We start from the raw sequence: 24,789 nt of genomic DNA, 5'->3' as shown, positions 1-24,789 counted from the left end.
ATTGACCATGACCGTCGCACTTGCAGGCTGACCATCAAAGGACTAACCCAACGCCCAAGTTTAACTTGCTAGACAGGAACCATTCCATGGCCAGACCCAAGATTGCACTGATCGGCGCCGGACAGATCGGCGGCACACTCGCCCACCTCGCAGCGGTTAAGGAACTGGGCGACGTCGTCCTGTTCGACATCGCCGAGGGCGCACCGCAGGGCAAGGCGCTGGATATCGCCGAATCCGGTCCCTCGGGCAAATTCGACGGTTCCTTCAAGGGCACAAATGATTATGCCGATATCGCTGGCGCAGATGTCTGCATCGTCACCGCCGGCGTACCGCGCAAGCCGGGCATGAGCCGCGACGACCTGCTGGGCATCAACCTCAAGGTCATGAAGGCCGTGGGCGAAGGCATCAAGGAACACGCGCCCGACGCATTCGTCATCTGCATCACCAACCCGCTGGATGCGATGGTCTGGGCGCTGCGCGAATTCAGCGGCCTGCCCCACAACAAGGTCTGCGGCATGGCCGGTGTGCTGGACAGCGCCCGCTTTCGCCACTTCCTCGCCGAGGAATTCAAGGTCTCGATGCGCGATGTGACTGCATTCGTGCTGGGTGGCCACGGCGACACGATGGTGCCGCTGACCCGCTATTCCACCGTTGCCGGCATTCCCCTGCCCGATCTGGTCGACATGGGCTGGACCACCCAGGACAAGCTGGACGCCATCGTGCAGCGCACCCGTGACGGCGGCGCGGAAATCGTCGGCCTGCTGAAAACCGGTTCCGCGTTCTACGCGCCCGCCACATCCGCCATCGAAATGGCCGAATCGTTCCTCAAGGACCAAAAGCGCGTTCTGCCCTGTGCGGCGCATGTGGATGGTGCCTACGGCCTCGACGGGTTCTACGTCGGCGTGCCGACCGTGATCGGTGCCGGCGGCGTCGAGCGTGTGGTGGAAATCAAGATGAACAAGGACGAGCAGGCGATGTTCGACAAATCGGTCGACGCGGTGAAAGGCCTCGTGTCCGCCTGCAAGGAAATCGATCCTTCGCTCGCCTGATCACGGACGAATGCACAGTTGAGAAAGGGCGCCCTGTAGGGCGCCCTTTGTCGTTTCAGGACGGATCACCGTGAACAAAATGCGTCTTGTGATCACACGCGATATTACTGTGATCACAAATGTCGGTTTTCCGCTGCATCCCGGCAAGTGTTCTTTTTTTCAACCCCGAAATATGCAATCCCGCTGCAAACTGATCCACACGAAGGACGCGCCATGAATATCCACGAATACCAGGCCAAGGCCCTGCTGCGCCAATACGGTGCCCCGGTCAGCGACGGCCGCGCCGTCACCCGCGCCGAAGAGGCGAAAACCGCCGCAGGCGAACTGGACGGACCGCTGTGGGTCGTCAAGGCGCAGATCCACGCAGGTGGTCGCGGCAAGGGTAAATTCAAGGAATCCGATGCCGGTGATGCCGGCGGCGTGCGTCTTGCCAAATCCGTCGAAGAAGCCGCCGAACAGGCCAAGAAAATGCTGGGCCGCACGCTGGTCACCCACCAGACCGGCCCTGCAGGCAAGGTCGTGAACCGCATCTACATCGAGGACGGCTCTGGCATCGAGACCGAACTTTACCTTGCGCTGCTGGTTGACCGCCAGACCAGCCGCATCGGGTTCGTCTGCTCCACCGAAGGTGGCATGGACATCGAAGAAGTGGCCGAGAACACCCCCGACAAGATCCTGAATTTCACCGTCGATCCTGCAACCGGCTATCAGCCGTTCCACGGCCGTCGCGTTGCATTCGCGCTTGGACTGACCGGTGGTCAGGTCAAGCAATGCGTTCAGTTGATGGGCCAACTGTACAAGGCATTCGTCGAAAAAGACATGGAAATGCTGGAAATCAACCCGCTGATCGTGACCGACAAGGGCGATCTGAAGGTGCTGGATGCCAAGGTCAGCTTTGACGGGAACGCCGTATACCGCCACGCGGACATCGCCGCGTTGCGCGACGAAACCGAAGAAGACCCCAAGGAACTGGCCGCCAGCAAATACGACCTGAACTACATCGCGCTGGACGGTGAGATCGGCTGCATGGTGAACGGCGCGGGCCTTGCGATGGCGACGATGGACATCATCAAGCTGTATGGCGCAGAGCCTGCGAACTTTCTCGACGTAGGCGGCGGCGCGACCAAGGAAAAGGTCACCGAGGCCTTCAAGATCATCACCTCTGACCCCAACGTCAAAGGTATCCTTGTCAACATCTTTGGCGGCATCATGCGCTGCGACGTGATCGCAGAGGGCGTTGTATCCGCAGTCAAGGAAGTGGGCCTCAAGGTCCCGCTGGTCGTCCGTCTTGAAGGCACCAACGTCGAAAAGGGCAAGGAGATCATCAACAACTCCGGCCTCGACGTGATTGCTGCCGACGATCTCAAGGACGGCGCGCAAAAGATCGTCAAAGCGGTCAAGGGCTGAGGCAATAACGATGGACGTTGTCGCCCACATCGGCATCCCCAAGACTGGATCGTCCGCGATCCAGTCGATGCTGCGCAGCAATCGCGCGGCATTGGAACGCCAGGGCGTCGTCTATCGCAATTTCTCGTCCCAACTCAGCCATGCGGAATTTCTGGTTGCGGCCCATCATCAGGTCGGCGTTGCGATCAAGGATCAGGGTATCCGTGCCCTGTTCAACTTGCGCGGGCAAGATGACTATGCGCGTGTCACACACCAGCTCGAGGCCGATCTGGACAAGGTGATCGCCGACCACCCCGACAAGCAATTGCTGATCTCTTGCGAGATGCTGGGCTGGCCGATGCGAGGGCAGAAGTTCATCGAGACCTTTGCCAAATGGCTCAAGGCACGGTTCACGACAGTGCGGGTCATCGTCTACCTGCGGGCGCAGGACAGCTGGATTTTGTCGAACTATTCGCAGCAGTTGAAAAACGGCAGCGCAGAGAGGTTCGACGATTATCTGGCACGGCAAAAGGTGCCCGATTACGCCGCGTTCCTGACGCGCTGGGAACGGGCGGTGGGTGCTGATGCCGTCACCGTACGCCTGTTTGATCGCGCCCGGCTGCGGGGCGCTGACCTGGGTCAGGATTTCTGCGCGGCCTTGGGTGTCACACTGCCCGACACCCAAGAAGCCCCGACACGCAATGCAACCTTGTCAGCGCGTGGCAGCCGCTGGATGCGCAGGCTGAACGCCGTGTCACGTGGATTGGGCAACAGCCGTCCGGGTTTCGCGATCATGCGCGTGTTGCGGCGCGGCCTGATCGCCTGCGATCTGGGCGATGGTGGGCGCTTGCGCCTGACCGATGCACAGCGTGAAACGCTGCTGGCCCAGATCGGTCCCGGCAATGCCGCAGTCCGCAATCGCTGGTTCCCGCAGCTCGACAGGCTGTTCGCGACCATGCCCGAAACAGTGACGCCATGACCTACCCCGAAAGGACGACCATGACGAAAATCCTTGCCCCGATATGTGCGATTGCACTTTTGTCGGCGTGCAGCGGTGCGGGCCTTGATGTTCGGACCGGGCCGCAGGCGGCCGCACCATCCGGCGACACCGGAGGGTTTGCGGCCACAACTGACATGACCGCGCCGACGCAAGTCACCATCGCAGCGCCGTTGACCGCAATGCGATCACCGTCCGAAACCCCAGCCGATATGACGGACGGACAGATCCCGGCCGCGACGGCGTTCAACTAACTTTCAACACGACAGAACTGATGGCGAAGCCTTCGTCATGCTAAAGAGGTAAAAAATGGCCATTCTCGTAGACGAAAACACCCGCGTGATCTGCCAGGGCCTGACCGGCTCTCAGGGGACGTTCCACACCGAACAGGCCATCGCCTACGGCACCAAGATGGTCGGCGGCGTCACCCCCGGCAAAGGCGGCCAGACACATCTGGACCTGCCCGTGTTCGATTCCGTGCACGAGGCGCGGGCCCGCACCGAAGCCAACGCATCGGTGATCTACGTCCCGCCGCCCTTTGCGGCCGATTCCATCCTCGAGGCGATCGACGCCGAAATGGAACTGATCATCTGCATCACCGAAGGCATCCCGGTGCTGGACATGATGCGTGTGAAAAAGGCGCTGGAAGGGTCGAAATCCCGTCTGATCGGACCGAACTGCCCCGGCGTGATCACGCCTGACGCCTGCAAGATCGGCATCATGCCCGGTCACATCCACAAACGTGGGTCCGTCGGTGTTGTGTCGCGCTCGGGTACACTTACATACGAAGCAGTGAAACAGACATCCGACAGCGGCCTTGGCCAGTCCACAGCAGTGGGCATCGGCGGTGACCCCATCAAGGGCACCGAGCACATCGACGTGCTGGAAATGTTCCTGGCGGATCCCGAAACCCATTCGATCATCATGATCGGTGAAATCGGCGGTTCCGCCGAAGAGGAAGCCGCACAGTTCCTTGCAGACGAGCGCAAGGCCGGTCGCTGGAAACCCACCGCCGGTTTTATCGCCGGGCGCACCGCACCTCCGGGTCGTCGCATGGGCCATGCCGGTGCCATCGTCGCGGGCGGCAAGGGTGATGCGGAGTCCAAGATCGAAGCGATGAAATCCGCTGGCATCGTGGTTGCCGACAGCCCCGCCACGCTGGGTGAGGCCGTCTTGGCCGCAATCGACAAGAACTAAATTTTGCCGGGCAGGCCAGCGGGCCTGCCCATCCAACTGTGGCGGGCTCGCCCGTCCGACCGTCAGGTGATCAGATGAACGACCAGTCCCCCAACGACGTTTTCCACGGGTCCAGCTTCTTGCAGGGTCACAATGCCGAATATGTCGAACAGCTGTACGCACGCTATGCCGACAATCCGGCGGCGGTCGACGAAAGCTGGCACGCGTTTTTCAAGTCACTTGGCGACTCTCCCGCCGATGCCAAGGCCGAGGCCGCCGGCGCAAGCTGGAACCGCATGGACTGGCCGCCGGTGCCGAACGATGACCTGACGGCCGCACTTGATGGTCAGTGGGCACAGGAGCCAGCCGCCGCCGCCAAAAAGATCGAGGCAAAGGCCGCTGAAAAGGGTGTGGGCCTGTCCGAGGCACAGGTGCGCAATGCCGTGCTGGACAGCTTGCGCGCCCTGATGCTGATCCGCGCATACCGTATCCGTGGCCACCTGATCGCCGATCTGGACCCACTTGGCATGCGTGAGCAGACGCCGCATCCCGAACTCGATCCCGAATCCTACGGCTTTACCAAGGCTGACATGGATCGCCCGATCTTCATCGACAACGTTCTTGGCCTCGAGGTGGCCACCATGAACGAGATCATGGCAATCGTGAAACGCACCTATTGCGGCACCTTTGCGCTGCAGTACATGCATATCTCGAACCCGGACGAGGCCGCATGGCTGAAGGAACGGATCGAAGGTCTGGGTAAGGAAATCACCTTTACCCAGAACGGCCGCAAGGCGATCCTGAACAAGCTGGTCGAGGCCGAGGGGTTCGAAAAATTCCTGCACGTCAAATACATGGGCACCAAGCGGTTCGGTCTGGACGGCGGTGAATCCCTGATCCCCGCGATGGAACAGATCATCAAGCGTGGCGGTCAGCTGGGCCTGGAGGAAATCGTCATCGGCATGCCGCACCGCGGCCGCCTGTCCGTCCTCGCCAACGTCATGAGCAAGCCCTACCGCGCGATTTTCAACGAATTCCAGGGCGGCAGCTTCAAACCCGAAGAGGTCGAAGGCTCTGGCGACGTGAAATATCACCTCGGCGCATCCAGCGACCGTGAATTCGACGGGAATTCGGTTCACCTGTCGTTGACCGCAAACCCCAGCCACCTGGAGGCCGTGAACCCCGTCGTGCTGGGCAAGGTCCGCGCCAAGCAGGACGAAAAAAATGACACCGAACGGACCAAGGTCATGGCCGTGCTGCTGCATGGTGACGCGGCTTTTGCCGGACAGGGTGTCGTGGCCGAGGGTTTCCAGCTGTCAGGCATTCGCGGTCACCGCACGGGCGGCACCATGCATATCGTCGTGAACAACCAGATCGGTTTCACGACGTCACCGCATTTCTCGCGCACCTCACCCTATCCCACCGACATCGCGCTGATGGTCGAGGCCCCGATTTTCCACGTCAATGGGGATGACCCCGAGGCCGTGGTCCATGCCGCCCGCGTCGCAACCGAATTCCGTCAGAAATTCCACAAAGACGTAGTGCTGGACATCATCTGCTACCGCCGGTTCGGTCACAACGAAGGCGACGAGCCGATGTTCACCAACCCAGTGATGTACAAGAAAATCAAGAAGCAAAAGACGACGCTGACGCTCTACACGGACCGGCTGGTCAAGGACGGCCTGATCCCCGAGGGCGAGATCGACGAGATGAAGGCTGCATTCCAGGCCACGCTGAACGAAGAGTTCGAGGCCGGCAAGGAATACAAGCCCAACAAGGCCGACTGGCTGGACGGCCGCTGGTCGGGTCTGGCGCGTGACAAGGACAACTATCAGCGCGGTCAGACTGCAATCGCGCCGGAAACAATGGCGGAAATCGGCGATGCCCTGATCAAGGCACCCGATGGATTTGCCACGCACAAGACGATCGACCGTCTGCTCAAGGCAAAGGCCGAAATGTTCGAGACCGGCAAAGGGTTCGACTGGGCCACCGGCGAGGCGCTGGCCTTCGGTTCGTTGCTGACCGAAGGTTACCCCGTGCGCCTGGCCGGTCAGGACAGCACGCGCGGCACGTTCAGCCAGCGCCATTCCGCGTTGATCGATCAAAATACCGAAGACCGCTATTACCCCCTCAACAATATCCGTGACGGTCAGGCCAACTACGAAGTCATCGATTCCATGCTGTCGGAATATGCCGTGCTTGGTTTCGAATACGGGTATTCGCTGGCCGAACCGAACACGCTGACCCTGTGGGAGGCACAGTTCGGTGATTTCGCCAACGGCGCACAGATCATGTTCGACCAATTCATCAGTTCCGGCGAGGCCAAGTGGCTGCGGATGTCGGGGCTCGTCTGCCTGATGCCGCACGGTTACGAAGGCCAAGGACCGGAACATTCCAGCGCGCGTCTGGAACGGTTCCTGCAAATGTGCGGCAACGACAACTGGATCGTCGCAAACTGCACGACGCCTGCGAACTATTTCCACCTGCTGCGCCGACAGATTCACCGTAGTTTCCGTAAGCCGCTGATGCTGATGACGCCGAAATCGCTGCTGCGGCACAAAATGGCCGTGTCCGACGCCGAGGATTTCACGACAGGATCGTCGTTCCACCGCGTCTTGTGGGATGACGCCGAAAAGGGTCATTCCGACACGCAACTGGTGGCAGACGACAAGATCAAGCGCGTCGTGATGTGTTCCGGCAAGGTCTACTATGATCTGCTCGAGGCACGCGACGAAGCCGGGATCGACGACGTCTATCTGCTGCGGTTCGAACAGTTCTATCCCTTCCCCGCGCAATCGGCGGTCAAGGAACTGGAACGGTTCAAGGATGCCGAAATGATCTGGTGCCAGGAAGAACCCAAGAACCAGGGGGCATGGACCTTTATGGAACCCAACCTCGACTGGTGCCTGACGCGCATCAACGCCAAACATACGCGCCCGACCTACGTGGGCCGCGCCACATCCGCCAGCCCGGCCACGGGTCTGGCCAGCCAACACAAATCGACACAGGCGGCGCTTGTCGCCGAAGCCCTGAACATCAAAGGAGCCAAGTAATGAGCACCGAAGTCCGCGTCCCAACCCTTGGCGAATCCGTCACCGAAGCGACTGTCGCCACGTGGTTCAAGCAACCCGGCGATGCCGTGGCTGTCGACGAGATGCTGTGCGAGCTGGAAACCGACAAGGTCACGGTCGAGGTCCCCTCGCCCGTCGCCGGAACCCTTTCTGAAATCGTTGCCGCCGAAGGCGACACCGTCGGTGTTGACGCCCTGCTAGCCCAGATCAGCGAAGGTGAAGCCGCCAGCACCAAGTCGGATGCCCCGAAAGCTGACGCCAAGGCCGAAAAGGCCCCGGAAAAGGTTGATCAGGTCGATGATAGCTACAAGAACGACGCTGCCAAAACCGACAGCAACCGTAGCGACACCGAGGACGCACCATCGGCAAAGAAGCTGATGGCTGAGAACAACCTGTCGTCAGATGATGTCAAAGGCACCGGCAAGGACGGCCGCGTGATGAAAGGCGACGTGCTGGACGCGCTGTCCAAACCCAAGGATGCGCCCAAGGCCGCACCCGCAGCGCCGCGCAGTTCTGGTCAGGCCGACCGCGAGGAACGGGTCAAAATGACCCGCCTGCGCCAGACGATCGCCCGCCGCCTGAAAGAGGCGCAGAACACCGCGGCCATGCTGACGACCTACAACGAGGTCGACATGACGGCGGTCATGGATCTGCGCAACGAATACAAGGATCTGTTCCTCAAGAAACACGGGGTAAAGCTGGGTTTCATGTCCTTCTTTACCAAAGCCTGCGTGCACGCGCTGCATGAGGTGCCCGAGGTCAACGCCGAGATCGACGGCGACCACGTCGTCTACAAGAACTACGTCAACATGGGCATCGCGGCAGGCACGCCCACCGGCCTCGTCGTGCCGGTCATCAACGACGCCGACCAGATGTCCTTTGCAGCCATCGAAAAGGCGATTGCCGAAAAGGGTGCAAAGGCGCGCGACGGCAAATTGTCGATGGCCGAAATGCAGGGCGGCACATTCACCATCTCCAACGGCGGTGTGTACGGGTCGCTCATGTCCTCGCCCATCCTGAACCCCCCGCAGTCCGGCATCCTCGGCATGCATAAGATCCAGGACCGCCCGATGGCGATCAACGGTCAGGTCGTGATCCGTCCGATGATGTATCTGGCCCTGTCCTATGACCACCGCATCGTCGACGGCAAGGGCGCTGTGACCTTCCTCGTCCGCGTCAAAGAGGCGCTCGAGGATCCCCGTCGCCTGCTGATGGACCTGTAGGCGGGACTCGTACCGCTCTGCACCAGATTGAAAGTCACGCTCATGCAACTGTTGACGACGACTAAAACCGGCGACTTCGCATCTTTCAAAACCGCTTTTGATGCCGATACGGAAAAGCGGATGAATGCAGGGCTGACCCTGATGCAGATGTGGCGCGACGCGGATGACGCAGAAACGGTCTTGTGTCTGTTCGATGTCAATGATCGTGGCCGCACGCAAGACTGGCTGCAAACGGAACAGCAGACCGGCACGCAAGTGTCCGGTCGCTTTTTGAAAACAGCATAAGGGGACGCCGGTGTCGGATATTCAGACGATCCTGATCCTGAGCGGTCTGTGGGTCTTGGTCTTGTTGAACGCCCAAGCCACCTGGGGCATCGCGCAAAAGGGGGTTGGCGCAATGCTGGGGCCCCGCGATAATGTGGGACCGCTGTCGGGACGTGCCGCGCGGCTGGACCGGGCCAAAGATAATACCATTGTCGCCTTTGCGCTGTTTGCCCCGGCGGCCTTGTTGAACCTCGACGCGACCGGTTCGGCCTTGCTGTCCGCGCAGATCTTTCTGATCGCGCGGGTGATCTATCCTTTCATTTACGTTGCGGGCTGGCCTGGTGTTCGGACAATCGTCTGGACCGCCGGTATGCTTTCCACTGCCTGGCTCTATGTTGCGGCTCTATGACACCTGAATTGACCGTTCTCGCCCTCGCGGGCCTGTTACAGGCGTTGCAATTCGCAACTGTTTCAATCCGTGCAAACCTTGAACTGCCAGCGGGCAAGTTGATGGGGCCACGCGATCCGCAGCGCCTTGGTGCGCCCTTGCTGGAACAGGTCAGCCCGAAAACAGGCCGCCTGTTTCGCGCCCTCAACAACCATTTCGAGGGGCTGATTCTGTTCACGCTCGCGGTGGTCGTCGTCACTCTCGCCGACCGCGCCACCGGATTTTCGGCAATCTGCGCCTGGACCTATCTTGTTGCGCGCATCGCCTATGTCCCCGCCTATTTCTTTGGCTGGACGCCGTGGCGGTCGATCATCTGGATGATCGGCTTTCTGGCCACGATCCTCATGCTACTGTCTGTTTTCGTCGTCTAGACGCAAACCCCACAACCTACGGAGGCCCCCATGGCCAGCTATGACGTCATCATCATCGGTTCCGGCCCCGGCGGCTATGTCTCGGCCATTCGCTGTGCGCAGCTCGGTCTGAAAACGGCCTGCGTCGAAGGCCGCGACACGCTGGGCGGCACCTGCCTGAACGTCGGTTGCATCCCGTCCAAGGCACTGCTGCACGCGACCCACATGCTGCACGAGGCAGAGCACAACTTTGCCGATATGGGACTCAAGGGCAAAACCCCGTCCGTCGATTGGGATGCCATGCTGGCCTACAAGGACAAAACCGTGGGCCAGAACACCGGCGGTATCGAGTTTCTGTTCAAGAAAAACAAGGTCGACTGGCTCAAGGGCTGGGGCAGCATTCCTGAGGCCGGCAAGGTCAAGGTCGGTGACGAGGTCCACGAGGCCAAGCACATCATCATTGCCACCGGGTCAGAGCCTGCCCCGCTCAAGGGTGTCGACGTTGACGAGGAAACGGTCGTGACCTCGACCGGCGCCCTGAAGCTGAAGAAAATCCCCAAGTCGCTGGTCGTGATCGGTGGTGGCGTGATCGGCCTCGAGCTGGGCAGCGTCTATGCGCGTCTGGGATCCGAAGTGACGGTCGTTGAATACCTCGACGCCATCACCCCCGGCCAAGATGCAGAGGTCGCCCGCCAGTTCCAGAAACTGCTGACCAAGCAGGGGATCAAGTTCGTGTTGGGTGCCGCCGTCCAGGGCGTCAGCGTCAAGAACAAGAAAGCGACCGTCAGCTACAAGATGCGCAAGGACGACGCAGAAGCTGAAATCACCGCGGACACGGTGCTGCTGGCGACAGGCAGACGCCCCTTTACCGACGGTCTGGGACTGTCGGATCTGGGTGTCGCCCTGTCGGATCGCGGCCAGATCGAGGTCGACGGCAGCTACAAGACAAACGTCGACGGCATTTACGCCATCGGTGATGCGATCAAGGGCCCGATGCTGGCCCACAAGGCCGAAGACGAAGGCATGGCAGTTGCCGAAATGCTGGCCGGTCAAAAGCCGCATGTAAACTACAGCGTGATCCCCGGCGTGATCTACACCCACCCCGAGGTCGGGAGTGTCGGCGAAACCGAGGAAACCCTGAAAAAAGCCGGGCGCGCCTACAAGGTCGGCAAATTTCCGTTTCTGGGCAACGCACGGGCCAAGGCGAACCACGCAGGCGACGGTTTCGTGAAAATCCTGGCGGACAAGGAAACGGACCGCATCCTTGGCGCACATATCATTGGCCCGATGGCAGGTGATCTGATTCACGAAATCTGTGTCGCCATGGAATTCGGCGCCGCAGCCGAGGATCTGGCCCGTACCTGCCACGCCCACCCGACCTATTCGGAAGCCGTGCGCGAGGCAGCACTCGCCTGTGGCGATGGTGCCATCCACGCCTGAAACACCTGTCGGCCCCCGGACAATATCCGGGGGCCGCGCTGTTTGCGGTCATCGGCATCCCTGCCTGTACCGCCCCTTCAGTCTGCGTAAACACAGTTAAATTTGCGTCAACGCACACAATCGCTGTTTTCCAAATATCCTCGGGGGGAGGCGCGTCCCGCGCCGGGGGGCAGACAGCCCCCCTGCTACGCCTTGAGCAGGCGCAAGCCCTTGGTCACATCGGACCGAACGGCCAGCCGCAGACCCGGCTCGTCACCCGCGCGCAAGGCCGCGATGATGTGACGGTGATCGACCGGCGGTGACGTGCGGTTCAGACGGCCATACAACGCCCGCATCGTCGGACCCAATTGCAGCCAGACCGTTTCCGTCATCGCAAGGATCGCCGGTGCCTGAGCCCGCAAATACAGCGTGCGGTGAAATTCGAGGTTCATGCGGATATAGCCGGAGGCATCATGCCGCGCGACCATCTGGCTGACGCCCGCGTTGATGGCCTCCAGCCGGTCGATCAACGCAAAATGTGCCCGTGGCAACGCACGTGACGCCAGCTCTGGTTCCAGCAAGGCACGCAGGGTGGCCAGTTCTTCGATTCGCTCGTTTGTCAGGGCGGGGGTCGTCACGCGCCCGGTCGCCGACATCGAAAGAGCACCCTCGGATACCAGACGCCTGACAGCCTCGCGTGCGGGGGTCATGGATACATCATGATCCCGTGCGATACCGCGCAAGGTCAGCGTTATGCCGGGGTCGATGTGCCCGTGCAGGATCTGCGCCCGCAATGCGCGGAACACCCGGTCGTGGGCAGCCCCCGACCCAGCGGCTGGACGCACCGGGATCATCCCGCGTCAAACCGGACTGCGTGCAGCCGGTCTCCGTGATCGCGCAACCAGCGGCGGTGGGCTGCATAACCAGGGTCCAGTCGCGCCACGATGGCCCAGAACGCGTCTGAATGGTTCATCTGTTCCAGATGCGCCACCTCATGCGCGGCCACGTAATTCAGCACGGCGGGGGGGGCCATGATCAGCCGCCAAGAATACATCAATCCGCCCGTGCTGGTGCAGGATCCCCAACGCGACCGCGTATCGCGCAGCGTCAGCTTGGTATAGCTGCGACCGATCAGACCCGCGTAATGGTCGGACGCGCTCGCCAGCCGGTCGCGGGCACGTGCCTTGAGATAGGCCCGAATCGCAGGCGCATCTGCGCCGGGAGGCAGCAGCAATGCGTCGTCATCGACCGTCACGCGCCGCACATCAGCGACCCGCACCACGATGTCACGCCCCATATAGGGCATCGCCACGCCCGGTCCTGCCGTTACGGCGGGGCGAATGTCGTCCAGATGCCCGCGCAACCAATCTTCGCGTTCGGTCAGGAAATCCAATGCCTGACGTTCCGGCGCACGTGGCGGCATGGTCAGCGTCACCTTGCCATCCAGCCGCGACACGCGCAGCGACAGACGACGCGCCCGCGCGGACCGCCGCAGGTCGACCTCAATCGGGGGGTTGCCAATTCGCAGGGCGCGGCCCATATGCATCCTTTGATTACAGCTGTATGCGTCGGCTCTCGACACCGTCCCGCCCTTATGGCAGTGGACCGGGAACCGCCGCAAGGCCAGCCATGCAACCGAAGGAATACCCATGCCGAAGGAAGAGTGGGGCACCAAGCGCCTGTGCCCCGAAACAGGCAAGCGATTCTACGATCTCAACAAGGATCCGATCATCAGCCCCTACACGGGTAATGTGGTCACGATCGATACATCAAAGACTCGCACGATGGTCGCCGATGCCGCCGACGCGCAATCCGCCAAGGTCAAGGAAAGCGACGAGGATGACGATCTGGTTCTCGATGATGACGAGGACGATGATGACGTGGATTTGGGCGATGATGTGCTCGAGGACGATGACGACGACGATACCGTCAGCCTCGACGACATCGCTGACGTGTCCAAGCCGGACGACGAATAAAATACCTGACCCGTGGCGTGATTTTAGCTCTTGATCTCGCCACGGGGGCTGCATAGACAGCCGCCAATGGGGCCTTAGCTCAGCTGGGAGAGCGCTTGCATGGCATGCAAGAGGTCAGGGGTTCGATCCCCCTAGGCTCCACCATTTCCCTGTTCTGACAGTGTTGTATTCGGGCGTTTCAGGCCGACCCGCAGCCCGTCCTTGCCGATGATCAGCGGCCCTCCCCATGTCTTGCGGGTCAATGCGATCCAGTCGTCATCGGTGAACCCGGCCAGACCGTCTGGCACGAAATGTGTCAGCGCCAGACAGCCCACCCCCGCATCCTGCGCGATCCGTCCCACGTCATCCGCTGCCGTGTGGCTGCGCAACAGATGTTGTCGCAACCGATCATCCCCGTTGCCCGTTGCCGCGACCAAGGCATCGACACCAGAGGGAAGCATCGCCTCGTGGACCAGCAGATCGACACCCCTCGCAAATTCTGCGAGCGCAGGCAGATAGGCCGTGTCGCCGGACAGGCATAGGGTGCCACCCCCGCCATCAAATCGCAGCGCGAAACTGTCGACCAGTGGCGGATGATCATTGCGCATCACGCGCATGCAGACATCGCCCAAGTCGACATCACGCGCCGCGTCCAGCACGCGGATCTGGACCAGACCTGCGAGGTCGATGCGACCCTCATCCACGATACGCAGTGCGATATCATCCCGCATCGCATCCAGAAACGCCTGCCAATAGCGACCGAGCCCCGCCGGCCCGTAGACCGTCACCGGTGTTTTCAGACCCGCCGTCCAGGCGGTGTGCAGGAGCGGTCCCAGTTCGAGGTAGTGATCCGAATGCAGATGCGTGATGACGATGGTTTGCAGCGTCGCCAGATGAACTCCTTGATCGCAAAGCGCGCGTGTCACACCCAAACCGGCATCCACCACGATCCGCTGACCGCCCAGCACGACCAGTTGCGCGGTCGGCATCTGTGACCCCGGACGGATCGCCGGACCACCTTTTACACCCAACAGAACGATGTGATCGCCCCCGACTGTAATGGCATCTACGGTCATCCCCATGGCCACGGTTGCATCTTCGACCCTCCTTGTCTGCACATGCCAACCTTGGCCACGGCGCGTAAATTCGACAAGATCAAAGCCACATGATCGAGAGGAGCCTCAACGTGAATATTCTGGACGGTATCCGTGCAAAACGGTTTGTGGTGGTTGGTCGGGTCGGCATGGACCTCTTTACCGCCCCCGGCGTCGCGACCGAGGATGCTGCGGAATTCCAGGCTGACATGGGCGGGTCATCCGCCAATATTGCAGCAGGCCTGGTCAAGCTGGGGGCAAAGGCGGCACTGGTGACCTGCGTATCGGATGATGCGGTTGGCAGCTTCTGCCTGCGGAAACTGCGCGACTACGGGGTTGATTCATCCTACGTGAAAAAGGTGGCAGGAGAGCCGCGCACCTCTCTGGCGATTTACGAGTCGCGTACCGAAAACCATCGCAATGTCATCTATCGCAACAACGCGGCCGACTTTCAGATGACAGTTGCAGATGTCGAAGCCGTCGATTGGTCCGCCTATTCCGCGCTTGTCACCGCGGGAACGGTTTTCGCCGCCGAACCATCCCGCAACGCTGCATTCCGCGCCTTCGCATTGGCGCAGGCCGCTGGCCTGCCCATCATCTTTGACGTGGACTATCGCCCCTACAGCTGGTCGTCGGCCCAAGACGCATCCGACGTGTTGTCGCGCGCTGGGGCCATGTCTGACGTGATCGTCGGCAATGACGACGAATTCGGGTTCATGGCCGGGGACAAGGCAAGGGGTCTGGACATGGCCCGCAGTCTCGTTGCCGGGCGCGCGCAGATCGCCATCTATAAAATGGGTGAAAACGGTGCCGTCACCATCACACCCACGGGAGAGGACAGGACCGGCATCTACCGGGTCGATGCGCTGAAACCCACCGGCGCGGGTGACAGTTTCATGGCCGGTTTGCTTGCCTCGCTCGCCGATGGGTACGACCTGCGCGACGCTGTCCTGCGCGGATCGGCCTGTGCTGCGATCGTGGTGGCGAAACCCGGTTGCGCGCCTGCGATGCCGGATGCTGCCGCCCTGTCTGCGTTCCTGTCGGATCACCCTGGCCCCGGCTAGATCCCGCACACATGGCAAAATGGCAGGTTCGCCGCTGGTCCCATGGTCCAAGCGCAGCTAGGCTGGCAAACAACCATACAGGAAAATCCCATGTTTCGTTTCTGCGCAGTGATCCTGATCCTCTTGGCCGTGCCAGCCCTTGCCCAGTCACGCGCACAGATCGAGACACAGTTTCGTAGCTGGCAGGAAACGACACTCTGGCCGCAGGTCAGCCGGGCGGGTGTCTCGCGGACGGTCTTTGATGCGGCTCTGAACGGTGTGACGCTGGACTGGGACCTGCCTGATCTGGTCGCCCCCGGTTCCGCCCCCGCGCCGCGCGGTGTGCCGCGTCAGGCTGAATTTCGCGCGCCTGCCCGCTATTTCGCGCCCAGCACGGTCAACGGGACGGCCAGCACCGGGAGACAGATGGCGCAGCGCCATGCCGCAGCACTGGCAGCGACGACCCGTGCAACGGGCGTGCCCGCGCATATCATCCTCGCCATCTGGGGCCGCGAGAGCGCCTATGGCCGCGCCGCGATCCCGCATGACGCCGTTCGCGTTCTGGGAACCAAGGCGTTCATGAGCACCCGCGCCGATTATTTCACCGCGGAACTTGTCGCTGCCATGCAGATCATGCAGGCGGGCCACGTGTCACCGCGCGCAATGAAATCCAGTTGGGCCGGCGCATTGGGCCAGCCGCAATTCATGCCATCGAATTTTCTGCGCTATGCAGCGGATGGCAATGGTGACGGCCGCGCCGATATCTGGGGATCAGAGGCTGATACCATCGCCAGCATCGGCACCTATCTCGCACAGCATGGCTGGGTGGCAGGCCGCGACTGGGGGTTCGAGGTGACGCTGCCCGGCAATCTGTCCTGCGCACTGGAAGGCCCGGATCAGGGCCGCCGCATCGCGGACTGGGAGGCAGCCGGCGTCACGCGCGTCGGCAATCGCGCCTTTCCGGCGCATGAACGCGGACAAGTCGGATACCTGCTGATGCCCGCCGGACGCGGTGGTCCGGCGTTCATTGTCACACCGAATTTCTATGTGCTGAAGGAATACAACGAAAGCGACCTCTATGCGCTGTTCGTAGGCCACGTCGGGGACAAGATCGCCTATGGTGTCGGTCCGTTCACCGCCGGCTGGGACAGCATCGACACGCTGACACGCGGCCAGGTCGCCGCCATGCAGACCAGCCTGATGCGGATGGGGCTGGATACCGGCGGCGCTGATGGGCTGGCTGGATTCCGCACGCGCCGCAGCATCGGGCAGTGGCAACAGGCGACGGGTCAGGCGCCGACCTGTTTTCCGGACCGCGCCATTCTGCGCGCCCTGGGCGGATGATCACGGGGGCCTTGCCCCCGTACCCCCCAGGATATTTTCAACCAGAAGAAGGCAGGCCTGCCAGCAAGCGTTTTGCCTGTTTCAGATGCGGCATGTCATACATCTTGCCGTCGATGCCGATGGTGCCCACGTCAGGCTGATCTGCAAAGGCCTGCACGACGCGGCGTGCCAGTGCGATCTGTGCGTCGGTCGGCGTGAAATCGGCGTGGATCGCGTCGACCTGTGCGGGATGTATCGCCAACCGTCCGACAAATCCGTCGCGGCGGGCGGCGCGGCCCGTTTGCTGAAAACCATCGGTGTCGCGAAAATCAGCGTGCAATGTCTCGATCGCGGCAACGCCTGCATGAGCCGCGCCCAGAAGGCACAGATCGCGCACCAACCGGTAGGGCGTGGTCAAGATGCCATGCGCGTCACGGTTGCTGGTCGCGCCAAGCTCGGCCGCCAGATCCTCTGCCCCCCAGGTCATGGCAACGAGGCGCGGATGTGCCGGGGCATAGCTGCCCAGCGCGAAGACAGCCGCAGGCGTTTCCGTCGCGATCACCATGATCTTGACGCTGTTTGCCGACATGCCTGCCGCCTGTTCCAGTGGGGCAATCATGTCCGCGAGACGGGCAACGTCGGCACCGCCATTGGCCTTTGGCAGAACGATACCATCGAGCCCGGGGCGGATCACGGCCCGCAGATCATCCTGCGTCAGCCCACTGTCCAGCGGATTGATACGCACAAAGAACGCCCAATCACGGGGGTCCGGGGTAATCCATCCGGACAGACCGTCGCGCGCCGCAGCCTTGTGATCGGCGGCAACCGAATCCTCGAGGTCGAGGATCAGCACATCGGCGCCGATGTCCTGTGCCTTGGCAAACTTGCGTTCGGAATCGGCAGGCACGAACAGCCAGGACCGCATCCTCATGCGGGTGCCTTGCGCATCAGCGCGTTGCGGGTCGCCTCGCAGACCAGCTGGTCGCGCTGGTTCAGGCCTCGATGCACAAAGGTGACGATGCCCTGGGTCGGGCGCGACTTGCTTTCGCGCATGGCCAACACCTCGGTTTCGACCCGGATTGTGTCGCCGTAGAACACCGGCGACGGAAAGGTCGTGCGCTCGAACCCCAGATTGCCGACCGTGGTGCCCAGTGTGGTTTCATGCACCGAGATGCCCACTACGAGGCCCAGCGTGAACAGTGAATTGACCAGCGGTTGACCAAACTCTGTTTCAGCGGCAGCGGCATAATCCAGATGCAGTGCCGCGGGATTCATCGTGGCTGTGGTAAAGGTGATGTTGTCAGCCTCTGTCACCGTGCGTCGGATGGCATGGGTGATCACCTGCCCCACGCTGAACTGGTCATACCACAGACCGCTCATGCGCGGCCCCGTCCGGAAAAGCGCGGCAGCATCGCGGAAAAGTCACGGCCGGCACCGTCCTCATCCTCGACAAAGCGGCGATAGAGATCGGTCGCGGCCTGCCCCAATGGCGTATCGGCGTCCGCACCCTCGGCCGCCTGCTGCGACAGACGCAAGTCCTTGAGCATCAGGTCTGCGGCGAAACCGGGTGTGTAGTCATTGTCGGCAGGCGAAGTCGGACCAACGCCGGGTGCCGGGCAATAGGCGTTCATGGACCACGACGATCCCGAGGACGTGCTGACCACGTCGAACATCGCCTGACGGTCCAGCCCCAGCTTGTCCGCGAGGGCAAAGGCCTCGCAGGTGGCGATCATCGTGACGCCGAGGATCATGTTGTTGCAGATCTTGGCCGCCTGCCCGTTGCCTGACGGGCCGCAATGCACGGCCTTTTGCCCCATGATGTCGAACAGCGGTTTGGCGCGGGCAAAGGCATCGGCGTCACCGCCGACCATGAAGGTTAGCGTGCCACCCTGCGCGCCGCCTATGCCGCCGGAGACCGGCGCGTCCAGCGCCCCCAGACCTGCGGCCTGCGCATCGGCCGCGACAGCGCGGGCGCTGTCCACATCGACGGTCGAACAATCCAAGAGCACCGCACCCGCCGTCAGGGCCGGGATAACCTCTGCCGCGACCTGGCGCAGGATTGTGCCGTTGGGCAGCATTGTGATCGCCACATCCGCACCAGCACAGGCCGCGGCAGCACTGTCTGCCATCCGCAGGCCGTCAGGACGTGCGGTCAGATCGAAACCTGTCACGTCATGGCCTGCCGCCATCAGGTTGGCCGCCATCGGACCGCCCATATTGCCCAAACCAATAAATGCGATTTTCATATTCGCTCCTTTGTTCATAGCACCAGCGCGTCATCGCCCAAGGGGGCGAGCATTGCGTCGATCTGTGCCTTGGTGACCTCTGCTGCCGTGCTGTGCCTCCACGCCGGATTGCGGTCGCGGTCGATGATCGCGGCACGGACTCCTTCGAGAAAGTCGCCCTGCTGCTGCGCGCGAAAGGTATAGCGAAACTCGTGGCGCAAGGCTTCTGTCAATCCGGTCCCGGTGCGTGCCGCGCGGATCAGACGCAAGGCGCAGGCCATGGCAAGCGGCGCATTGCGCGACAGCGCCTTGGTCGCGGCTTCTGCAACAGCGCCCTCTGCCGCGCCACAGGCCACGACGATACTGCCAAGCGCGTCATGGGCAAAAAGCGTGTCGATCTCGACCGCGTCCTTGGCCATTTGCGATGGTGGCTCGGTGTCTGTGACCTGATGAACCGCCGCCACATCACCGGTCCGTTCCAGCGTGTGGATCATGTCAGCCCAGCGGTCGCGCGGCACGTAATGATCGGCAAAGCCTGCGTGGATCGCGTCGCCCGGTCCCATCCGCGCGGCGGTCAGGCCGAGGTATTCGCCCAGATGCCCCGGTGCGCGGCCCAGCAAGTGCGAGCCGCCCACGTCGGGCACCAATCCGATGCTGCATTCCGGCATGGCGATCTGGCTGTTTTCGCAGACGATCCGGTGACTGGCGTGGCAGCCGACACCAACGCCGCCGCCCATCGTGAATCCCTGCAAAAGCGTCACGATCGGTTTCCCATAGCCCGCAACCTGCGCGTTCATCCGGTATTCCTGCCGCCAGAAATCCTGACCAAAGCCGAATTGCCCAGCCGTGCCTTGCGCGTAGAGGTCGGCAATATCGCCGCCTGCACAGAATGCCTTGTCTCCGGTGGCATCGATCACGACCAGCTTGATCGCCGGGTCGCTGGCCCAGCGGTTCAGCGCGTCCTCGATTGCCACGCTCATGCCCGCGGTCAACGCGTTCAGCGCATCGGGTCGGTTCAGCGTGATCCGTCCGGCTGTGCCGGTATGGCGAATGTCGATCTCGCTCATGTCTGGGCCAAGAGTTGCCGTGCCACGATCAGGCGCATGATTTCGTTCGTACCTTCGAGGATCTGATGCACGCGCAAGTCACGCACGATCTTTTCGATCCCGTAGTCAGCAAGGTATCCATAACCGCCATGCAATTGCAGGCACTGGTCCGCGACGCGTGATGCGGCCTCGGTCACGTGTTTTTTCGCCATCGCGCAGAACATCGTGGCATCGGGCGCGCCGGTATCCAGTTTCCACGCAGCCTGCCGCAGAAAGGTGCGCGCGGCCTGCAATTCGATTTCCATCTCGGCCAGCCGAAACTGAAGCGCCTGAAAATCCGTCAGCGCCTGACCGAATGCCTTGCGTTCGCGCATATAGGCGATCGTGGCATCCATCGCGGCCTGTGCGCCGCCCAGCGCGCTGGCGGCGATATTCAGGCGGCCACCGTCCAGTCCCTTCATCGCATATGCGAAACCGCGCCCTTCCTCGCCCAGCAAGGTGGCGGGGCAATCGTCCAGTTGCACTTGGCGGGTCGGTTGCGACCGCCAGCCCATCTTATCCTCGAGACCGCCAAAGGACAAACCCTGCGCGCCGTCGTCGACCAGATAGGCGCTGATACCGCGCGGACCTGCGTCGCCGCTGCGGGCCATCACGATATACAGATCGGAATAGCCACCGCCGGAAATGAACGCCTTGGTCCCCGTCAGCGCCCAGCCGTTGCCGGTCTGGACAGCCTTGGTTTTCATCGCAGCGGCATCCGATCCGGACCCGGGTTCGGTCAGACAATAGCTGGCAAAGCGTTTCATCGCGATCAGGTCAGGCAGCAGCGCCGCCCGTGTCGCATCGTCCGCAAAGCTGTCGATCATCGCAGCGCACATGTTGTGGATCGACAGGAAACTGGCAACCGACGGGCAGGCCATCGACAGCGCCTCGAACACCAGTGTCGCGTCCAGCCGCGACAGGCCCGCACCGCCCGATTCCTCGCGCGCATACAGCCCGCCAAACCCAAGTTCGCCGACCTCTGGCCAGAGATCCTTGGGGATGGTGCCCGCGGCCTCCCAGTCGCGGGCATGCGGTGCGATGCGGTCCTGCCCAAAGGCATGGGCCATATCGTAAATGGCCGATTGTTCATCGGTCAGTGCAAAATCCATGGTCGTCCTCCCTGAGGGTAGACGATACCGAAACGCAGGCTGTGGGCAAGGCTTGCGGCGTCAGGCGCCCTGCGACTTTTCCCAGTGCCGCTTGATCCCCTTGGCCAGCGACCAACGGTGCACCTCTGACGGGCCGTCGTAGATGCGGAACGCCCGGATTTCGCGGAACACCTGTTCCACGATGGTCGCATCACTGACACCCGTGCCACCCATGACCTGCACACAGCGGTCGGCCACGCGCATCAGCGCCTCGCTGACGGCGACCTTGGTCATCGAACTTTCGCGGCCGGCCCGTTCGCCACGGTCCAGCGCATCGGCGGTCCAGTCGATCATCAGGCGCGCCTGTTGCAGATCGATCAGATTGTCGGCCAGCATGAACCCCACGCCCTCGTGGTCGATCAGATGTTTGCCAAAGGCCTGCCTGCGATTTGCGTAGTCCGTCGCAATCTCGTTGCAGCGGATGCAGGCCCCCAGCCAGCGCATGCAATGGGTCAGGCGCGCGGGTGCCAGACGCACCTGTGCGTATTTGAACCCCTCGCCCGGCTCGCCCAACATCTGATCTGCGGGGATGCGCAGGTTTTCGATTTCGACGGTGCAGTGCCCGCCCGGCAGGCTGTTGTCGATCGTTTTGGGCTGGTGCACGATGCGGATCGCGGGGTTCGGCAAGTCCACGAGGAACATGCAGGCCCCCTGTTCGGCCTTGGCCATGACGATCCCGATTTGCGCCTGTGCCGCACCCGTGATCCAGCATTTGCGCCCGTTCACGACCCAATGGTTGCCGTCGGGTTTGCAGGTCGTCTGCATCATCGACGGGTCTGATCCGGACCCGCCGTCCTCCCACGGCTCTGACATGAAGAATGCGGACCGCGCCGTGCCAGCCACCAGCGGGTCGAGAAAGCGGCGTTTGAGGTCCTCTGACCCGACCTTGCCCAGCAGATAGATATTGCCCTCGTCCGGGGCGGCTGTGTTGCAGGCCAGAGGCCCCAGCGGTGACAGACCCGATGCGATCAACACCTGCGCCGTTTCGCGGTGCGTCAGGTGGCTGCCATCCGCGCGGATATGCGGCGTCATGACGTCTGCCTTGCGGGCCAGAACACGCAGATCCGCGATCACGTCCTCGGTCGGGCAATTGTGGTCGTCGCGGCGTGGGTCTTTTTCAAAGGGTGCGACGGTTTTGCGGACGAATGCCTCGACGCGGGCGGCGATTTCTGTGGCGGATTCGGTCATTTCGGGGCCATGCGGATCGCGCCGTCCAGACGGATCACCTCGCCGTTCAGCATCGGGTTTTCAGCAATCGACTGCACCAGCCGCGCGTATTCGTCCGGATCACCCAGACGGTTCGGGAACGGGACCTGCGCGCCCAGACTGTCCTGCGCCTCTTGTGGCAGGCTTTCCATCAGGGGGGTCAGGAACAGACCCGGTGCGATGGTCATGACCCGGATGCCGAACCGCGCCATTTCGCGCGCGGCAGGCAGGGTCAGGGCCGCGACCCCGCCCTTGGACGCGGCATAGGCAGGCTGGCCGATCTGACCGTCGAATGCCGCGACGGATGCCGTGTTGATGATCGCGCCACGCTCCTCGCCCAAGGGATCCAGTTTTTGCAGTTGGGCCGCGAATTTGGACATCACGTTGAAGGTGCCGATCAGGTTGATGGTCACGATCCGGGTGAATTCTGCCAGCGGCAGGGGCGTGCCATCGCGGTTCACGATCTTGGCCGGTGGGCCGATGCCCGCGCAGTTCACGCACAGGCGCGGCGGTGTCGGCCCGGCAAAGGCCGCGTCAATTGCCTGCGTCACGGCTGCATCATCTGTTACGTCAGCCTGGGCAAAGGTTCCGCCAATCTCGGCCGCCAGCGTCTGACCAAGGGCGGCATTCATGTCGATGATCGTGACCTGCGCGCCTGCTGTCGCCAGCCGCCGCGCAGTCGCAGCCCCCAGCCCCGAGGCACCCCCAGCCACGATGACTCCGATTCCCTGAATATCCATCACATCCTCCCACGATTGAATTGCCGCCACCCTAGCAGCGCCCGCCGCCTGCGCCACCCATAACGCGCCGTGACGCATCCGGCGGGCCGAGCGGCGATCTTGGCCTATCGTGGCAGATCAGAGCACGCGATAAGGGGGTAATTCGCCGCGAAAGGGCTGCATATGTTCCTGTCCATCACCGACGTATTCAAAATCGGGGTCGGCCCGTCGTCGTCCCACACGATGGGGCCGATGACCGCAGCAGCGCTGTTCCTGGCGGACCTGCGTGGTGGTGCGGAACGCATCCCCGGCGCGGGCGATCTGGGCACTGTCACCGTCACGCTGCACGGCAGCCTGGCGTTTACCGGCAAGGGCCACGCGACCGACCGCGCCGTACGACTGGGACTGCTGGGGATGGAACCGGCAACATTCGATGCGGACATTGCCGAAGCACTGGATGCAGATCTGCATGCGACAAAAACGATTCTGGCCGACGGCCTGCCGCCGCTCCGGTTCGACCCCGACAAGGACGTAATTTTCGACTATGGCCCTGCGCTGGATCTGCACGCCAATGCGCTGGTGTTCCGCGCGTTCGATACCGGCGGACGCCCCTATTACACCCAGACCTATTATTCCGTCGGCGGCGGTTTCGTGATGACAGAGGCCGAACTGCGGGCCGAACGCGACGGCGGCACGACAGCCCGCACACCTGAACACGCCTACCCCTATGCCTTTGCCACCGCGCGCGAGATGCTGGCGATGGGCGAGGTTTCGGGCAAGAGCATCGCCCAGATGAAACGCGCCAACGAGGCGCTGATCCACGGGGGCGCCGTCGACGCAAAAATCGACGCAATCTGGGCCGCGATGGACGACTGCATCGACCGTGGGCTGGCCACCGACGGCATTTTGCCCGGCGGGTTGAACGTGCGCCGCAGGGCCCGCGCGATCCATGACAAACTGCTGGCAGAACGTGGCACGAACCAAGCCCAGCCGCATGTCGCCAACGACTGGATGAGCGTCTACGCCATGGCCGTGAACGAGGAAAACGCCGCCGGTGGCAAGGTCGTGACATCCCCCACGAACGGGGCCGCCGGTGTAGTACCTGCGGTGGGGCGATATTACCGCGACCATTGCGTCGGGGCCACGTCACAGGGCCTGCGCGATCTGCTGCTGACGGCGGCCGCCATTGGCGGGTTGATCAAGCATAACGCCAGCATTTCAGGCGCAGAGGTCGGCTGTCAGGGCGAGGTGGGGTCAGCCGCCGCCATGGCTGCCGCCGGGTTATGCGCGGCCCTTGGCGGGACCAACGCGCAGATCGAAAACGCGGCCGAGATTGCGCTGGAACACCACCTTGGGATGACCTGCGACCCGGCCGCGGGGTTGGTGCAGGTGCCTTGCATCGAACGCAACGCGCTGGGCGCGATCAAGGCCGTCAGTGCGGCCAGCCTCGCCCTGCGCGGCGACGGCGCGCATTTCATGCCGCTGGATAACTGCGTGCAGGTGATGCTGGAAACCGGGCGCGAAATGGACGCCAAGTACAAGGAAACCTCGACCGGCGGCATCGCGGTCAACCTGCCCGAATGCTGACGGTTGCAACGCGTAGCG

25 protein-coding genes and 1 tRNA gene are annotated in these 24,789 nt (G+C 62.4%); 16 read left to right on the top strand and 10 right to left on the bottom strand.

Going from position 1 to position 24,789, the window contains the following annotated elements:
* Positions 1 to 86: 86 nt before the first annotated feature.
* The 11 genes from mdh to lpdA all read left to right on the top strand — a co-directional run bounded on the left by mdh (position 87) and on the right by lpdA (position 11,404).
* A complete protein-coding gene (mdh, locus tag BMX27_RS03080) occupies positions 87 to 1,049 on the top strand; it encodes a malate dehydrogenase (RefSeq protein ID WP_090158402.1) in 963 nt (320 codons plus the stop codon).
* 213 nt (positions 1,050 to 1,262) lie between these two features.
* Complete coding sequence (gene sucC / locus BMX27_RS03075) at positions 1,263 to 2,456, top strand: ADP-forming succinate--CoA ligase subunit beta (protein ID WP_090158401.1); 1,194 nt, start codon at positions 1,263 to 1,265, stop codon at positions 2,454 to 2,456.
* Between the two features lie 10 nt (positions 2,457 to 2,466).
* A complete protein-coding gene (locus BMX27_RS03070) occupies positions 2,467 to 3,414 on the top strand; it encodes a hypothetical protein (RefSeq protein ID WP_090158400.1) in 948 nt (315 codons plus the stop codon).
* Positions 3,415 to 3,434: 20 nt separating this feature from the next.
* Positions 3,435 to 3,686, top strand: a complete 252-nt coding sequence (locus BMX27_RS03065; protein WP_090158399.1) for a hypothetical protein — start codon at positions 3,435 to 3,437, stop codon at positions 3,684 to 3,686.
* Between the two features lie 55 nt (positions 3,687 to 3,741).
* Positions 3,742 to 4,629 carry a succinate--CoA ligase subunit alpha gene (gene sucD, locus BMX27_RS03060; protein WP_056032290.1) on the top strand — a complete coding sequence of 296 codons (888 nt, stop codon included), beginning with the start codon at positions 3,742 to 3,744 and terminating at the stop codon, positions 4,627 to 4,629.
* A 74-nt stretch (positions 4,630 to 4,703) separates the two neighbouring features.
* Positions 4,704 to 7,661 carry a 2-oxoglutarate dehydrogenase E1 component gene (locus tag BMX27_RS03055; protein ID WP_090158398.1) on the top strand — a complete coding sequence of 986 codons (2,958 nt, stop codon included), beginning with the start codon at positions 4,704 to 4,706 and terminating at the stop codon, positions 7,659 to 7,661.
* Positions 7,661 to 8,902, top strand: a complete 1,242-nt coding sequence (gene odhB, locus BMX27_RS03050; protein ID WP_090158397.1) for a 2-oxoglutarate dehydrogenase complex dihydrolipoyllysine-residue succinyltransferase — start codon at positions 7,661 to 7,663, stop codon at positions 8,900 to 8,902. Before BMX27_RS03055 ends, odhB begins: the two co-directional genes overlap by 1 nt.
* A gap of 42 nt (positions 8,903 to 8,944) precedes the next feature.
* On the top strand, positions 8,945 to 9,187 hold the full coding sequence (locus BMX27_RS03045; RefSeq protein ID WP_090158396.1) for a hypothetical protein: 243 nt from the start codon (positions 8,945 to 8,947) through the stop codon (positions 9,185 to 9,187).
* Between the two features lie 10 nt (positions 9,188 to 9,197).
* Positions 9,198 to 9,575, top strand: coding sequence for an MAPEG family protein (locus tag BMX27_RS03040; RefSeq protein WP_090158395.1), 378 nt, complete (start codon positions 9,198 to 9,200; stop codon positions 9,573 to 9,575).
* A complete protein-coding gene (locus BMX27_RS03035; protein ID WP_090158394.1) occupies positions 9,572 to 9,985 on the top strand; it encodes an MAPEG family protein in 414 nt (137 codons plus the stop codon). The genes BMX27_RS03040 and BMX27_RS03035 overlap by 4 nt, the downstream gene beginning before the upstream one ends.
* Before the next feature lie 30 nt (positions 9,986 to 10,015).
* Positions 10,016 to 11,404, top strand: coding sequence for a dihydrolipoyl dehydrogenase (gene lpdA / locus BMX27_RS03030; protein WP_090158393.1), 1,389 nt, complete (start codon positions 10,016 to 10,018; stop codon positions 11,402 to 11,404).
* A 185-nt stretch (positions 11,405 to 11,589) separates the two neighbouring features.
* On the opposite strand, the gene BMX27_RS03025 is transcribed toward lpdA, so the two are convergent.
* The gene (locus tag BMX27_RS03025) at positions 11,590 to 12,237 is read right to left on the bottom strand and encodes a GntR family transcriptional regulator (RefSeq protein ID WP_090158392.1); all 648 of its coding nucleotides are present in this window, start codon (positions 12,235 to 12,237) and stop codon (positions 11,590 to 11,592) included.
* Positions 12,234 to 12,923 carry a M48 family metallopeptidase gene (locus BMX27_RS03020; protein ID WP_090158391.1) on the bottom strand — a complete coding sequence of 230 codons (690 nt, stop codon included), beginning with the start codon at positions 12,921 to 12,923 and terminating at the stop codon, positions 12,234 to 12,236. The genes BMX27_RS03025 and BMX27_RS03020 overlap by 4 nt, the downstream gene beginning before the upstream one ends.
* Positions 12,924 to 13,032: 109 nt before the next feature.
* Between BMX27_RS03020 and BMX27_RS03015 the strand changes: the two genes are divergently transcribed.
* A complete protein-coding gene (locus tag BMX27_RS03015) occupies positions 13,033 to 13,359 on the top strand; it encodes a TIGR02300 family protein (RefSeq protein ID WP_090158390.1) in 327 nt (108 codons plus the stop codon).
* A 68-nt stretch (positions 13,360 to 13,427) separates the two neighbouring features.
* A tRNA-Ala gene (locus tag BMX27_RS03010) sits at positions 13,428 to 13,503 on the top strand.
* On the opposite strand, the gene BMX27_RS03005 is transcribed toward BMX27_RS03010, so the two are convergent.
* Positions 13,491 to 14,420 (bottom strand): MBL fold metallo-hydrolase, encoded by a 930-nt coding sequence (locus BMX27_RS03005; RefSeq protein ID WP_256212376.1) that lies wholly within the window; start codon positions 14,418 to 14,420, stop codon positions 13,491 to 13,493. The genes BMX27_RS03010 and BMX27_RS03005 overlap by 13 nt on opposite strands.
* A gap of 104 nt (positions 14,421 to 14,524) precedes the next feature.
* Here BMX27_RS03005 and iolC point away from each other — a divergent pair, with 104 nt between their 5' ends.
* Positions 14,525 to 15,496, top strand: a complete 972-nt coding sequence (gene iolC / locus BMX27_RS03000) for a 5-dehydro-2-deoxygluconokinase (protein ID WP_090158389.1) — start codon at positions 14,525 to 14,527, stop codon at positions 15,494 to 15,496.
* A 90-nt stretch (positions 15,497 to 15,586) separates the two neighbouring features.
* Positions 15,587 to 16,819, top strand: coding sequence for a lytic murein transglycosylase (locus tag BMX27_RS02995; RefSeq protein ID WP_090158388.1), 1,233 nt, complete (start codon positions 15,587 to 15,589; stop codon positions 16,817 to 16,819).
* Positions 16,820 to 16,856: 37 nt separating this feature from the next.
* Here BMX27_RS02995 and BMX27_RS02990 read toward each other — a convergent pair whose 3' ends face one another.
* Genes BMX27_RS02990 through BMX27_RS02960 form a run of 7 tightly spaced genes read right to left on the bottom strand, consistent with a single transcriptional unit; the run spans position 16,857 to position 23,205 of the window.
* On the bottom strand, positions 16,857 to 17,729 hold the full coding sequence (locus BMX27_RS02990) for an HpcH/HpaI aldolase/citrate lyase family protein (protein WP_090158387.1): 873 nt from the start codon (positions 17,727 to 17,729) through the stop codon (positions 16,857 to 16,859).
* Positions 17,726 to 18,178 (bottom strand): MaoC family dehydratase, encoded by a 453-nt coding sequence (locus BMX27_RS02985; RefSeq protein ID WP_090158386.1) that lies wholly within the window; start codon positions 18,176 to 18,178, stop codon positions 17,726 to 17,728. Before BMX27_RS02985 ends, BMX27_RS02990 begins: the two co-directional genes overlap by 4 nt.
* On the bottom strand, positions 18,175 to 19,044 hold the full coding sequence (gene mmsB, locus BMX27_RS02980; RefSeq protein WP_090158385.1) for a 3-hydroxyisobutyrate dehydrogenase: 870 nt from the start codon (positions 19,042 to 19,044) through the stop codon (positions 18,175 to 18,177). Before mmsB ends, BMX27_RS02985 begins: the two co-directional genes overlap by 4 nt.
* Before the next feature lie 14 nt (positions 19,045 to 19,058).
* Entirely contained in the window at positions 19,059 to 20,090 is a 1,032-nt protein-coding gene (locus BMX27_RS02975; protein WP_090158384.1) for an enoyl-CoA hydratase/isomerase family protein, read from the bottom strand.
* Positions 20,087 to 21,220 carry an acyl-CoA dehydrogenase family protein gene (locus BMX27_RS02970; protein ID WP_090158383.1) on the bottom strand — a complete coding sequence of 378 codons (1,134 nt, stop codon included), beginning with the start codon at positions 21,218 to 21,220 and terminating at the stop codon, positions 20,087 to 20,089. The genes BMX27_RS02975 and BMX27_RS02970 overlap by 4 nt, the downstream gene beginning before the upstream one ends.
* Positions 21,221 to 21,280: 60 nt before the next feature.
* On the bottom strand, positions 21,281 to 22,447 hold the full coding sequence (locus BMX27_RS02965) for an acyl-CoA dehydrogenase family protein (RefSeq protein WP_090158382.1): 1,167 nt from the start codon (positions 22,445 to 22,447) through the stop codon (positions 21,281 to 21,283).
* Complete coding sequence (locus tag BMX27_RS02960) at positions 22,444 to 23,205, bottom strand: SDR family NAD(P)-dependent oxidoreductase (protein ID WP_090158381.1); 762 nt, start codon at positions 23,203 to 23,205, stop codon at positions 22,444 to 22,446. The genes BMX27_RS02965 and BMX27_RS02960 overlap by 4 nt, the downstream gene beginning before the upstream one ends.
* Before the next feature lie 162 nt (positions 23,206 to 23,367).
* Here BMX27_RS02960 and BMX27_RS02955 point away from each other — a divergent pair, with 162 nt between their 5' ends.
* A complete protein-coding gene (locus tag BMX27_RS02955) occupies positions 23,368 to 24,771 on the top strand; it encodes an L-serine ammonia-lyase (RefSeq protein ID WP_090158380.1) in 1,404 nt (467 codons plus the stop codon).
* Positions 24,772 to 24,789: the final 18 nt, after the last annotated feature.

This window comes from Loktanella sp. DSM 29012 (genome assembly GCF_900110705.1).
Classification (GTDB): domain Bacteria; phylum Pseudomonadota; class Alphaproteobacteria; order Rhodobacterales; family Rhodobacteraceae; genus Loktanella; species Loktanella gaetbuli.
The sequence above is the reverse complement of the archived record's forward strand: the minus strand, read 5'-3'. Positions and strand labels throughout refer to the sequence as shown.